The organism is Marinomonas algicola, assembly GCF_014805825.1.
Lineage (GTDB): Bacteria > Pseudomonadota > Gammaproteobacteria > Pseudomonadales > Marinomonadaceae > Marinomonas > Marinomonas algicola.
The window spans coordinates 3756902-3769401 of sequence record NZ_CP061941.1 but is presented as its reverse complement, the minus strand read 5'-3'; the positions used below and the strand labels follow the sequence as shown (position 1 = coordinate 3769401).

At 39.8% G+C, this 12500-nt stretch carries 11 protein-coding genes; 4 read left to right on the top strand and 7 right to left on the bottom strand.

The features are described from left to right. Positions 1-63: 63 nt before the first annotated feature. Together IEZ33_RS17185 and IEZ33_RS17180 are read right to left on the bottom strand one after the other, a co-directional pair. Positions 64-2097 (bottom strand): methyl-accepting chemotaxis protein, encoded by a 2034-nt coding sequence (locus IEZ33_RS17185; protein WP_191601233.1) that lies wholly within the window; start codon positions 2095-2097, stop codon positions 64-66. A gap of 146 nt (positions 2098-2243) precedes the next feature. Continuing rightward, a complete protein-coding gene (locus IEZ33_RS17180) occupies positions 2244-2927 on the bottom strand; it encodes a GntR family transcriptional regulator (RefSeq protein ID WP_191601232.1) in 684 nt (227 codons plus the stop codon). Positions 2928-3081: 154 nt separating this feature from the next. On the opposite strand from IEZ33_RS17180, the gene IEZ33_RS17175 reads away from it, so the two are divergent. The 4 genes from IEZ33_RS17175 (at position 3082) to IEZ33_RS17160 (ending at position 6945) form a co-directional block, all read left to right on the top strand. Further along, positions 3082-3345: a DUF5062 family protein gene (locus tag IEZ33_RS17175; RefSeq protein WP_191601231.1), complete on the top strand. Its 264-nt coding sequence runs from the start codon at positions 3082-3084 to the stop codon at positions 3343-3345. A 236-nt stretch (positions 3346-3581) separates the two neighbouring features. Next, entirely contained in the window at positions 3582-4901 is a 1320-nt protein-coding gene (locus tag IEZ33_RS17170) for a GGDEF domain-containing protein (RefSeq protein ID WP_191601230.1), read from the top strand. A gap of 173 nt (positions 4902-5074) precedes the next feature. After that, positions 5075-6448 (top strand): glycine--tRNA ligase, encoded by a 1374-nt coding sequence (locus IEZ33_RS17165; protein ID WP_191601229.1) that lies wholly within the window; start codon positions 5075-5077, stop codon positions 6446-6448. A 146-nt stretch (positions 6449-6594) separates the two neighbouring features. Beyond that, positions 6595-6945, top strand: coding sequence for a VOC family protein (locus IEZ33_RS17160; protein ID WP_191601228.1), 351 nt, complete (start codon positions 6595-6597; stop codon positions 6943-6945). A 49-nt stretch (positions 6946-6994) separates the two neighbouring features. Here IEZ33_RS17160 and IEZ33_RS17155 read toward each other — a convergent pair whose 3' ends face one another. From IEZ33_RS17155 to IEZ33_RS17135, 5 genes are all read right to left on the bottom strand, one after another. Next, on the bottom strand, positions 6995-8194 hold the full coding sequence (locus tag IEZ33_RS17155) for a quaternary amine ABC transporter ATP-binding protein (protein WP_191601227.1): 1200 nt from the start codon (positions 8192-8194) through the stop codon (positions 6995-6997). Then, positions 8187-9086: an ABC transporter permease gene (locus IEZ33_RS17150; protein ID WP_191601226.1), complete on the bottom strand. Its 900-nt coding sequence runs from the start codon at positions 9084-9086 to the stop codon at positions 8187-8189. Before IEZ33_RS17150 ends, IEZ33_RS17155 begins: the two co-directional genes overlap by 8 nt. A 119-nt stretch (positions 9087-9205) precedes the next feature. Next, a complete protein-coding gene (locus IEZ33_RS17145) occupies positions 9206-10195 on the bottom strand; it encodes an ABC transporter substrate-binding protein (protein ID WP_191601225.1) in 990 nt (329 codons plus the stop codon). Positions 10196-10345: 150 nt separating this feature from the next. Continuing rightward, positions 10346-10819: a MarR family winged helix-turn-helix transcriptional regulator gene (locus IEZ33_RS17140; protein WP_191601224.1), complete on the bottom strand. Its 474-nt coding sequence runs from the start codon at positions 10817-10819 to the stop codon at positions 10346-10348. 258 nt (positions 10820-11077) lie between these two features. Continuing rightward, complete coding sequence (locus IEZ33_RS17135) at positions 11078-12487, bottom strand: cryptochrome/photolyase family protein (RefSeq protein ID WP_191601223.1); 1410 nt, start codon at positions 12485-12487, stop codon at positions 11078-11080. Positions 12488-12500 lie beyond the last annotated feature (13 nt).

Below are 12500 nucleotides of genomic sequence, written 5' to 3'. Positions count from 1 at the left end.
AGGTATATGATACCTTGATTAGGTTGGGTCGCTAAAGGCTATTTTTAAACGCTTCCGTTGCCCTTAGTGTAATTTGAATATGGCTAAGTCTTTTTGTAACTGTTTAGCGAGAGCAAAGGTGTTATCGCTATGCAGCTGAGATTGTTCAGCAAGCTCAAATGTGATGTTTGCGGACTCTTTTAATGAGTGCGAACTTTCTCTTATTTGCATCGTAGCAACACTTTGCTCCTCCGCTGTTGATGCAACCATAGCTATTCTATCTCCAACAGCCGTGATGGAGTTGAGAATTTGATCGATAATCTCCCTTGATTGACATACCGTTTCGACACTTTGAGAAACCTTTTGTGTTCCTTGGTCCATTTCTGCTACCGCAATAAGGCTATTTTTCTGTAACTGATCAACAACGTTTTGAATTTCTTCTGTTGACTGTTGTGTACGTTGGGCAAGTACTCTGACTTCATCGGCCACGACAGCAAACCCTCTGCCTTGTTCACCAGCTCGAGCGGCTTCAATGGCGGCATTTAGAGCCAGTAAATTGGTTTGTTCGGCTATCGCGTTGATCACAGTAACAACATCGCCAATATTTTTGCTACTTAACTCTACGTCTTTGATCGTCGCTGATGCTTCTTTAAATGCAGAAGCAAGCGCCCCAATGGTCTCCTCTGCATGGGTTATGCTGGTATTGCCTTCTTGTACTATCATTTTTGCATGAATGCTTTCTTGAGAGACTTCTACAGTGCTATTTGCGACTTGTTCAATAGATACGGTCATTTGCTCAATCGATGAAGCTACCTGAAGGCATTCATCTCCGCTGGTTTTGGCTTGCTCTTTCAGGTGGGTATTGGCCTCAGAAATAGAGACGCTGGCTTTCGATAAAAGCGTACTCGAATTCAGTATTTGTTGAATGACTGTCACTAGGTTATCACGCATGGCGATAACGTCCTTCTTAAGTATATCAACCTCGTTACGACTGTTTTTAATTTCAGGAGAGTTAAATTTAAACGTCAGGTCTCCTGCGCCAAAATGATGGAGACTGTCCGTAATTTCTGCCAAAGGCTTTAACGAAAAGCGTATGATAAACCAAAGGAAAAGTGAGAGGATTGTTGCGCCAATAAGACTAATAATTGAGAGGTCAAAAATAGCGTCCATAATGGTCTCTTGGAAGTCATCTGTGTAGCTTTTCATGACAACGACCCAGTTCCAGCCTTTTACCTGATGGAAGTTAACTTTCGATTCCCTTGTTCTGTTGTCTACGCCTGAAATTTTCGAAGTATAATAAAATGAGCCTTGTTCTTCTTGATAAATCTGTTGAAATTGAGTTTTAAATTCAGGTAATAAAGAGTAAACATTCTTTCCTACTTGAGTAGGATGAAGTAATAAATTCCCCTCATTCTTTTTATTATCGACGATAAAAAGGTAACCTGATTTACCAAATTTCAGATCACCAACGGCCTTAGATATGTCTCCTAAAATATGATCATAACTAACACCGATAAAAATAATGGCAATGGTTCTACCTTGTTTTTGTATAGGAACATATTTTGTTAGGTAGTTTTTTCCAAAAAGAGACGCAGAGCCTTCAAAGGTGTTGCCTGATAGTAGTGCATGATATCCAGGGTGTTTTTTCCCTAAGTATGTGCCTATTGCTCTGTCACCATTTTCTTTTTTTAAGGAAGTCGTTATTCGTAAAAAATCATCGCCGTTTCTAATGAAAACAGTAGCCGCTGCCTTGGTTGCTTTTGTAAACTCATCCACTTTTTTATAGTTTAAATTTAAAACCTCTCCATCAAGATAAGCAATAGAGCTGTCATGTCTATCTACTTTCATTGTTTTTGTGTCGTCAATGGCTAAAGAAGAAAACTGACTGATGAAGAGGTTTGAGTAGCTATCTGTTAAATCAACCGTTCTGTAATAGGCACTTTCAAGTTGTTTTGCCAGTAAGTTGCTTTCTACAAATAAATGTTCTTGATCAACTTTATTTAATACCGTATTGAAAATTTTAGTTGTGCTGAATAGAAGTACGGAGGTTGTTATTAAAATTGCAAAAAGGGCTCCCCAGCTTAATTGATGAGGAAGCGACATTTTTTTAAAAAACATAGTTGAGTAACCTTATTAGATACAATCCATCAAATTTGGCATCATCGTTTTCTAGATCGAATGATCATGTTACAAATGATTTTGACATCTTATATGTAAATAATTCTCATTTCAATTACGGGGTGATCTAATGATAACGCTTGCCTTCAGTATGCAATGGTTTGTTTTGCTAATGCTTTTTCTAGAACATGACGAGATCGACTGATATGTCGGCGCATTAGAAGTTCAGCTAAGTCAGCTTCTTTATTGGCAATGGCGTCTAAAATGTTTCTGTGTTCTTTAAGGGCTTGCTTTGGGTCTGGGCGAGACTCGGCTGTTTGCTGTCGATACATTCTTACAAGAGAATACAGTTCATCAATTAATAGGGTAATCAATTTCGGATTCCGGCTGGCTTTTATGATGCGATTGTGAAAATCGTAATTGCCTTCCTGATGAATATAATGGTCGCCATTATTTGATGTAAGGTAAGCTTCATGTTTGTCGAGAAGTTCATATAATTCTTGAAGTTCGCTGTCAGAAATATTGTCGACCGCTAACCTTGCCGCCATCCCTTCAAGAGACTCTCTCACTGAAAAAGTGTGTATCATATCCTCAGTATTCAATTCGACAACTCTGGCGCCGACATTGGCGGCTCGGGTAACCAATCCAAGCCCTTCTAAGGTTACAATGGCTTCTCTGAGGGGACCTCTAGAAACGCCATATCTAAGTGCCAATTCTGTTTCAGAAATTTTACTCCCTTGTTTTAATTCACCTTGGATAATAGAGTAGCTAAGAGAAGTAACCAGTTCTTCTGAAATGGTAAGGCTTTTAGATTTTTTAGAAGTAGACATGCGATTCTCTTTTCTAACGGCAAGGAAGTGGTGCGATCAATAATGGCGTTAATTTACTGCTTTTCGTTGTCTTTTCCTAGGAAAGACAAGAGTATTTTAATCTGATTGGTTATTTTTAAACATACTACGGTGACACGTTAAGGGGTTATAGATAATGAAAAAAATTAAAAACGAGGCCGCTTTTGTTAAAAAAGCAATTTCTATCGGGGAAAATTATGCGACCAAAAGAGGCTATTCAGGCTTTTCACCAACGATGTCGGCAAATCAAAAAGTGGAAGCCTTGTATAGATTACTTGTATTAGATAAGCTAATTGTACCTGTGCCTCCAGATAAAGAAGATTTGCAGAGTATGAAACATAAGTTGGCATTATGGATTCAAAAAGTTCTGCCTGCGGATGACCCAATTTTTAAGCAATAGAAATAGAATTGTGATGCTACAGAGGTGTTCTTCTATTCTATTCATTTACTAAATAAACAGTGTTTTATAGCAACGGCCTAATTCCATGGAATGGCTTGATAAATTGAGTATTGTGCTAGGGTAGCGTATTCCAAATAGTGTGTGATTTACCGTTTTTTAAAGAGGGACATAACGAAAAGTATCGGTTTGAAAATCTCTTTAGATCGTCACTATACTTGAGTTAATGGAATGATTTTATGAAAAAAATTCTAACAGTATCCTTTTTAGTCGCCTCTGCTGTCTACCTACTATTTATCATAGAAGGGATATTGTTAGAAAAAAAAGAGTATCGATCTGATCTTATACTCGCCGTCTCTCATTTAGAAACAATCAACTCCAGTTTGAATTATGAAGTACTGCGTAGCCAATCTTACTACCAAGAGCATTATGTTTTAATTGATTTAAAAGTTGAACGCTTTAAGTCTGCATTAGGCGAGTTAGAAGGCAATTTTAATGATGAAGAAAGTACCTCAATAATCAATGAGTTAAAGCAACGATTTTCTAATAAAGAATCCTTAATAAATGAACTCTTTGATACACTCGCTAAGGTGCGTTCTTCTATTGAAGTTTTGGCGTATAAATTTATAGACGTGAAAGAAGAAATTGATGAACTGGCAGAAAAAAATCCTAAAATTAAAGAGGATCTTTATCAATACCGAAGAGAGTTAGAGTATTTTTGGTTAAATGAACTGATTGAGAAAACCACAAATAAAGGGGTTAATTTCAAAAGCTTAGATCATCCAGTTTGTTTAAAATGCCATCCGTTTTTAGCAAAAGACATTAAAACCATGCTTGATCATCTTAACGTGTTGAACGATTATTCACAGCAGCTGCAAGAATATAATGAGCGTCTCAAAAGAACCAATGTTGAACTTTCGATTAATACTTTATTTATTGAGCTTGAATATTTAATAAATGATGCGGAAGAGCGTGAAATAAAGCAAAAAATCATTATCTTTGCCGCGGTCATCGCTCTTATTTTAAGCGTTTTTATGGTTTTCTATTTTGTATATAAAAGTCGTCAGCATCAGCGTATTAGCAAAACAGATCTTCTGACGGGTTTTGGGAATCGTAATCAGTTAGCGCAGTATTTTGAACAGTTGAAAAACAATTCGAATGAAGATACAGCATCATTTGGCATGCTGTTTATTGATTTGGATGGCTTTAAACAGGTAAATGATGTTCTCGGGCATTCTTATGGAGATACTGTCTTAAAAGCCGTGGCGACAAAACTTTCATTAAGGCTTGAAGAAGGCCAAGAACTCATTCGATATGGAGGAGATGAATTTATTATTATATTGCCAAATATACCCAAAAAGGACTTAGAGGATTTTGGTGATAAATTGGTTAAATCAGGGTATTTCTCATTACAGCGAGATTTAACGGTGTCTTTGTCCATTGGTGGGGTTATGTACCCTGATGATGCTCAGGCATTAGACGAGCTTATTATCAAAGCAGATCAAGCGATGTATGAATCTAAGCAAAAAGGGAAAAACCAATTTACGATGGCCTCCTAGTGCTTAGAGAGCGGAATCATTTATTTGCGTGCTTTACTTTATTCTTTAACCCCAGCAATGCCGACAATTAGACCATTGAGTGAAATACAGGCTCAGAGTACAATGGTTGCCTTCAAAAGAGGCCTAACCTCTTTTTACAACTAAAATTTTTATTGCTAGAGGTATATTTAGACATGCCAGCTAAAACGATGGATGAACTCGTCTCCCTTTGTAAACGTCGCGGATTTATTTTCCAAGGCAGTGAGATTTATGGTGGTATGCAAGGGGCTTACGATTATGGTCCATTAGGTGTTGAGTTGAAAAACAACATTAAGGCGGCTTGGTGGCGTTCAATGGTCTATGAGCGTGATGACGTTGAAGGTCTAGACGCGGCTATTATACAAAATAAGCATGTCTATAAATACTCAGGTCATGAAGATACGTTTACTGATCCTATGGTTGATTGCCATGAGTGTAAGTCACGCATGCGTGCAGACCACATGAAAGACATAAAGATCTGTGATAATTGTGGTTCTACCAATGTTACTGAACCTCGTGATTTTAATCTTATGTTTAAGACAAATGTTGGTCCAATGGTGAATGAAGAGTCTTATACTTATCTTCGTCCTGAGACCGCTCAAGGTATTTTCACTAACTTTAAAAATGTGGTTGACTCAACATCGCGTGCTTTACCATTTGGTATTGCCCAAATAGGTAAATCTTTCCGGAACGAGATTACGCCACGCAATTTCATTTTCCGTGTGCGTGAATTTGAACAAATGGAATTGGAATTTTTCTGTAAGCCAGGGGAAGATGAAAAATGGCATGACACTTGGGTCGCGTTGCGTAAGCAATGGTGGTTAGATCAAGGCTTAACAGAAGAAAATATTGAGTTTGAATACGTAACGGGTGATGACCTAGCACATTATTCAAAATCAACTGTGGATATCTTATACAAGTTTCCACATGGTTTTGAAGAGCTAGAGGGGGTTGCCAACCGTACAGATTATGATTTAGGTTCTCATACTAAAGCCCAAGAAGAGTTTGGTTTATCGGCTACCGTTAAGAAAAATGAGCATTCAACCTCTAAGTTAGCGATACGTGATTTGGAAGCCAATAAATGGGAAGTGCCATTCTGTATCGAGCCATCAGCAGGTTTGGATCGTGGTCTGCTTGCTATTATGACAGAAGCGTACACAGAAGAAGAACTAGAGAATGGCTCTTCTCGTATTGTATTGAAATTCAAACCTCATCTTGCGCCAATCAAAGTAGCTATCATGCCGCTTAAAAAGAATAAGCCTGAAATTGTTGCTTTGGCAAAAGAGCTTAAGAATAAACTTCAAAAACTTGGCCTTGGTCGTATTCTGTATGAAAACACCGGCAATGTTGGTAAAGGCTACCGTCGTCATGATGAAGTCGGTACACCTATCTGTGTCACGGTCGATTTTGATTCTATTGAACAAGAAGGCGCGCCAGTAACGGTTCGTGACCGAGATACGATGGAGCAGATCACGGTACCAGCAGCGGACCTCCCGGCCTACGTTATTAACTATTTTGTTAATAAATAGATAATAACGACCTGTTTTAAAAGCCGCTAGCTTGTTAAGTTAGCGGCTTTTTTATTGAAAAAAAACTGACCGTCTGTTTAACTAGAATGACTTATATTGGTTTAGCGATAGTACTTTGTCTCACTTTTATGTGTCAGGAAAGCCATATGCAGAACAATCACATTAATTACGTGGAATTTCCCGCTTCAAAATTAGAGGAAACGAAACGATTCTTTCGTAATGTGTTTGAGCGGGACTTTGTTGATTATGGTACTGAATACAGTGCCTTTAAAAATGCCGGACTGGATGGCGGCTTTTTTAAATCGGAGAAGTCATCACTGACTTATTATGGCAGTGCCTTGGTGGTTTTATACAGTGATGATTTGGATTCATTGAAAATGAAAATTGTAGAGTACGGTGGTGTTATTGTTCAGGATACATTTGTCTTTCCTGGAGGGAAACGTTTTCACTTTATCGACCCAAGTAATAATGAGTTCGCCGTTTGGTCCGACAAGTAATGGTCGGTTTAAGGCTGGATACTTAATGAATACCCAGCCTTAATTCAGATTAATCTGATTTCTCTGAATTGTCTAATGTGTCCGCCAATACTTTTTGGCTCAGCTCACCTAGGTGTTTGCCGTCTTTATCCAATACAGGTAATGCATAATGGGATAATAACGCTTTTGGAAGAGCAAACTCCAAGGGGGTATTTGGCGTCACTGTTGCGCTCGCAAGCACATGTTCAGTTTGTATAGAACCCGTAGGGGCCGTACTCAATGCTTCTTCAAGTGTCTCTTTTAAAAGGATGCCTTCAAAACCATGAGATGACTGATAAAACGCATAATCGTTTGATGCCATTTGAAGTAATGCATCCTGGAACCGCTGGCTTGTAACCAAAGGTATTGTTTTTTGCATAATTGTTTTAACTGGAACGGCACGCGCTCTATTAACATCCTTTACAAAGGCTTCCACATAATCGTCTGCCGGGTTCAAAAGAATATCAACCGGCGTACCAATTTGGATGAGCTCTCCATCTTTTAAGATGGCGATCCGATCTCCAATTCTTAACGCTTCATCTAAATCATGCGTGATAAAAATAATGGTCTTTTGCAGTTCATTTTGAAGCTGCACCAATTGATCTTGCATCTCGCTACGAATCAATGGGTCTAGTGCCGAAAAGGCTTCATCCATCAAGAGTATTTCTGCGTTTGTACAGAGCGCTCTAGCAAGCCCCACTCGTTGTTGTTGCCCACCAGAAAGTTGTGCAGGATATTGTTCTTCGTATCCCGCTAAGCCAACAGTTTCTAGCCATTCAGTAGCCGACTTATAGCGAACTTTTTTATCTATACCTTGTACGGATAATCCATAAGAGACATTTTCAATGACATTTCGGTGAGGCATTAGGCCAAAATTTTGGAACACCATTGACATTTTATGACGTCTGAACTCTGTTAATTCTTTGAGAGAAAATTTCATAATATCTTCTCCCTCCACTTTAATTTGCCCCTCTGTAGGGTCAATTAAGCGATTGAAGTGTCGTATTAAGGTCGATTTCCCTGAGCCTGATAAGCCCATTATGACAAAAATTTCGCCGCGATGAACATTTAAGTTGATGTCTTTTAGACCAACCGTATGGCCTGTTTCGGCCAAAATGTCATCTTTGCTTTTACCTGCATTTACCAACGGCATTATTTTTTTCGGTGTATTACCAAAAATCTGATAAAGGCCCGATATTTCGATGAAAGGTGTTTCATGAACCTTATCCATTGTTATGACCTTCTAAATGTTTCTGAGAGCGTTTTGCATAAGTCTGAGATACTCGATCGAAAATAATGGCTAAAGCAACAATAGCCAAACCGTTCAGTAGACCTAAAGTGAAATATTGATTGGTAATGGATTTTAAAACTGGTTGGCCTAACCCTTTGACCCCAATCATAGACGCAACCACAACCATAGAGAGAGCCATCATAATGGTTTGGTTTATACCCGCCATAATAGTTGGCAGGGCGAGTGGTAACTGGACGCCAAATAAGCGTTGTGTGGACGTTGCTCCATAGGCTGTTGCGGCTTCTAACGTCTCTACATTAACCAAGCGTATTCCTAAGTTCGTTAGTCGAATTACCGGTGGTATGGCATAAATGATAACCGCAATAACCCCTGGAATTTTACCAATACCGAGCAACATGACGACAGGGATAAGATAAACGAAAGCGGGCATGGTTTGCATTATGTCTAATATAGGATTGACGATAGCCTGTGCCTTATTAGAACGAGAAATGAGGATGCCAATAGGAATACCAATACCAATAGAGAGTAAAGTACAGACGGTAATAATACTGAGGGTTCTCATGGTGTCTTCCCACATACCAAAGTAACCAATGGCGAGCAAAGAGGCCATTACTCCAAGAGAAAGCTTCCATGAACGGCTGGCGGCATAAACAATAGCAATAATAACCGCGATGACCAGCCACCAAGGAGAACTAATAAGCAACTTTTCAAACCAGATTAGGAATGAAAGCAAAGGATCAAAAAAGTTCTCAATGGTTTCACCATATTCGCGAGAGAAAGATCGATAGGCGCCATCTAGAGATTTTCGAATATCGATTAAATCGCGGCGTTCGAGTTGTGGAAACTCGGTGAGCCATGAAGAGTCAGACATAAGTATTTAGCCTTTTAAAAGTAAGCATGTGTATCATTTGAATATTAACGTAAAGTGTTGAACGTAACGACACAATCACACTTTCTGTCCTTGAAGATGCGATTGTGTATGATGTCGTTTTATAGTGAATTTTTGATTTTTGTCGCAACGTCTGCTGGTACCCATTTACTCCAAAGGGCTTCATGATTCTCAATAAAGTATTCAGCGGCGATTTCACCATCGGCTTGGTTTTCTTCCATCCAAGCAAGCAATTTATTCATGTCTTTATTGGTAAAAGCACGTTTAGTGAAGTAATCGTAAGCTTGAGGTTCACGTGTGGCAAAATCTTCTGTTGTTACCGTGGTTACAAAAGAAGGTGGGTACATTGTCGGTTTAGGGTCTAAGCAATTTTCTTGAGTGATGCAATCAACAAAATGTTCTTTATTTATGCCTGAGCCAAAGTCTACTTTTACCATTTCATACTTGCCTAAAATAGCCGTAGGTGCCCAATAATAACCTAACCAACCCTGTTCCCGTTCGTAAGCGCGGGCAATGGACCCTGACAAACCGGCTGCAGAGCCCGGGTCAATCACTTCAAAGCCAGCGTCTTCCATTTTTAGGGCTTGAAATAAATTCACTGTAGAGATTTGACAGTTCCACCCAGCAGGGCAACCGTATAAAGCACCCAGCTCATCGTCTTCTGGATGTTCAAATAACTCAGGATGTTTTCGAACGCCTTCAATTGTGGCCAACTCAGGGTATTTTTCGACCATATACTTTGGTACCCAAAAGCCTTCTTCGCCACCATCAGAGAGGGAATCAACAGAGAAACGCAGACGTTTGTCATCAATGCCTTTTTGCAACGCGGCTAACGAAGCATTAGCCCACATTTCAGGAGCCACATCGGGTTCATTTTTCTCTAGCATCGAGGTTCCTGTCGGCATTGTGTCTCCAGGAATTAAATCGACGTCACAGCCAAAACCATTTTCTAAAATGTACTTATCTACATTTGCCATTAAAGAGGCCGAACTCCAGTTCATATCAGCAATAGATACATCACCGCAATCGGCTGCAAAACTGACTGTTGGGACAAGAGATAACGCGCCTGTCATTAGTAGAATATTACGCATGTGTGATCCTTTTATATAATAATGTCTAAAATACTTAGTTCTCAAAGTAATTTCAGTCTATATAGTCCAAGAGGTTATATCAAATCTATTTAGTAAAGTTATGTTGAGAACTTAGGTTTTTTCTCATTGGGTTTGCTCAAAAATTATAGGTCAGTAGGGGGCATTGACGTCGAGTAAGGGAGACGCATCGAGCTTATCCGCGTCCATCATGGAAGCCACTCTTTGTAGCGAAGACAGTATTTGAGTTTGTTCCCAAGGAGCCAACTCGGTAAAAGAGTGTATGAAGTTTTCATGCATTAGTGGCGGCGTGCCTTCCAAAACATGCGCACTTTTATCGGTCAAACGTGCATGGACAATACGCTTATCCGCCTCTGAACGGACTCTTTCTACCAGTTTTTTATCTTCTAATCGGTTTAATATGGTGGTAACCGTTGCTTGTGACAAGGACACATCGTCTGAAAGCTTTTTAACAGTAACGTCTCCTAATGAGGCAATAGAGCGTAAAACCATAATTTGAGGGATAGTTAGGCCACAGGTTTTGGAGATCCATTTCGATTGCAAATCGGTTGCGCGGATAATGCGGCGAAGATTAATAAGCACGTCTTGTATGTATTGATCAGACATAATAATTCTCAATAAAGTGCGTTGTATAATAATGTAATCATCAATCTTATCTGGATATTGCTATTTTTACAGCACTATTTAAGTGCAACTAAATGCCAGCTTGAATGTATGAATGCAATGGGGCGTAACAAAATATTGATTAGAGTAGTAATTATTATAGGTGTAATGATTACTTTCCTCTTTTACACACACAAAAAGCTATAAGCAGAAAGCGCGGATAGAACCATGCCCAAAAGCGCTTTGAGACTGAGTGGACGATTAATTCAGAGCGGGTTTAGAGGTAAGTTGAGCAAAGGCTGAAATAGCATGTTGCCTCGCCGATTTGTAATCGATTATGGGGGTTGGGTAATTTAGCTCAAGGCGCTGAGTGTCGCTTGGATTATGAATGGCTTTATTATCCAGTGATCGAAGTTCTGGTACAAAACGTCGGATAAAATCGCCCGAAGGATCAAACCGCTCAGATTGTCTCGTTGGGTTAAAGACACGGAAATAAGGTGCTGCATCGCACCCGGTAGAAGCACTCCATTGCCAACCACCATTGTTTGCGGCAAATTCACCATCAATTAAGGTGTTCATAAAGTACGCCTCTCCAATGCGCCAATCAATAAAAAGTAGCTTGGTTAAAAAACTGGCGGTAATCATTCTTAAGCGATTATGCATCCAACCTGTTTGAGCCAGTTGTCTCATGGCGGCATCAACAATAGGAAAGCCGGTATTGCCATCACACCAAGCTTGAAAACCGACTTCTGGGTTATTCCAAGTAATCCTATCGGTTTCGGGTTTGAATGGTTTTGACATATTGAGCGTATCGAAATGCAAGAGCAGTTGGCGATAAAAGTCGCGCCAGGCCAATTCTTTTAGCCAAATACTGCCCCGCCAGTCTCTACCTGCTTGGTCGCACGTGTACTCAATAGCAAAGAGCAATTCTCTTGGTCCAATTGCGCCTAAGCTAAGGTAAGGCGACAGGGTACTGGTTCCTGGTAAAGAGGGAATATCTCTCTGTTCATCATAAAAACTTTCTTTATGATGACAGAATTGCCAAAGCCGTCGTTTTGTCGCTTCTCCATCCACTGGCCATAAATCTTCTCGATAGGGTCCACGCCATGTAGGATCAAAATCAATTACGGCTATCGCTTCGCCTTGCTTTTCTGGAGCCGGTAAGGGGGCACGGTCTTGTGTCGACAATATTTGCAACCAGCGCTTGTAAAAAGGGGTAAACACTTTAAACGGTGTCCCTTGTTGGCTAAAGACGGGTTTGGCGACAATGAGGTCGATAGACTGGGCGTGAGTCTGGATACTGTTTTGTTCACATAAAACACTGACATCATTATCACGGCGCCTTTCATCTAAAGGCGTCTCTTGATTAAACCAAAGGTCATGAGCGCTTACAGATTGACAGAATGCCACAATTTTATCTGGCAAGTCAGCAAAATGATCGGCTTCAACCAAGGTAACTTGAATTCCTAAGTCGGCAAATTGCGCCGTAACCAATTTTATCAGGTCAGCTCTTAGCCCCAATTTTGCTGGGGATTCTTGATGATGTATCCATTGCTCTGGGGTGACTGAAATAATGACCTCAACAAGACCATTTTGAGACGCATAAAAGACAGCTGGGTTATCTTTTATGCGTAAATCATTTCGAAGCCAGACCACTTGCTTTGTATTCATACTATTTTACATG

Excerpts from the sequence above, each read along its gene's own strand:
- IEZ33_RS17185 (WP_191601233.1), bottom strand. The coding sequence starts at position 2,097 with ATGTTTTTTAAAAAAATGTCGCTTCCTCATCAATTAAGCTGGGGAGCC.
- IEZ33_RS17180 (WP_191601232.1), bottom strand. The coding sequence starts at position 2,927 with ATGTCTACTTCTAAAAAATCTAAAAGCCTTACCATTTCAGAAGAACTG.
- IEZ33_RS17175 (WP_191601231.1), top strand. The coding sequence starts at position 3,082 with ATGAAAAAAATTAAAAACGAGGCCGCTTTTGTTAAAAAAGCAATTTCT.
- IEZ33_RS17170 (WP_191601230.1), top strand. The coding sequence starts at position 3,582 with ATGAAAAAAATTCTAACAGTATCCTTTTTAGTCGCCTCTGCTGTCTAC.
- IEZ33_RS17165 (WP_191601229.1), top strand. The coding sequence starts at position 5,075 with ATGCCAGCTAAAACGATGGATGAACTCGTCTCCCTTTGTAAACGTCGC.
- IEZ33_RS17160 (WP_191601228.1), top strand. The coding sequence starts at position 6,595 with ATGCAGAACAATCACATTAATTACGTGGAATTTCCCGCTTCAAAATTA.
- IEZ33_RS17155 (WP_191601227.1), bottom strand. The coding sequence starts at position 8,194 with ATGGATAAGGTTCATGAAACACCTTTCATCGAAATATCGGGCCTTTAT.
- IEZ33_RS17150 (WP_191601226.1), bottom strand. The coding sequence starts at position 9,086 with ATGTCTGACTCTTCATGGCTCACCGAGTTTCCACAACTCGAACGCCGC.
- IEZ33_RS17145 (WP_191601225.1), bottom strand. The coding sequence starts at position 10,195 with ATGCGTAATATTCTACTAATGACAGGCGCGTTATCTCTTGTCCCAACA.
- IEZ33_RS17140 (WP_191601224.1), bottom strand. The coding sequence starts at position 10,819 with ATGTCTGATCAATACATACAAGACGTGCTTATTAATCTTCGCCGCATT.
- IEZ33_RS17135 (WP_191601223.1), bottom strand. The coding sequence starts at position 12,487 with ATGAATACAAAGCAAGTGGTCTGGCTTCGAAATGATTTACGCATAAAA.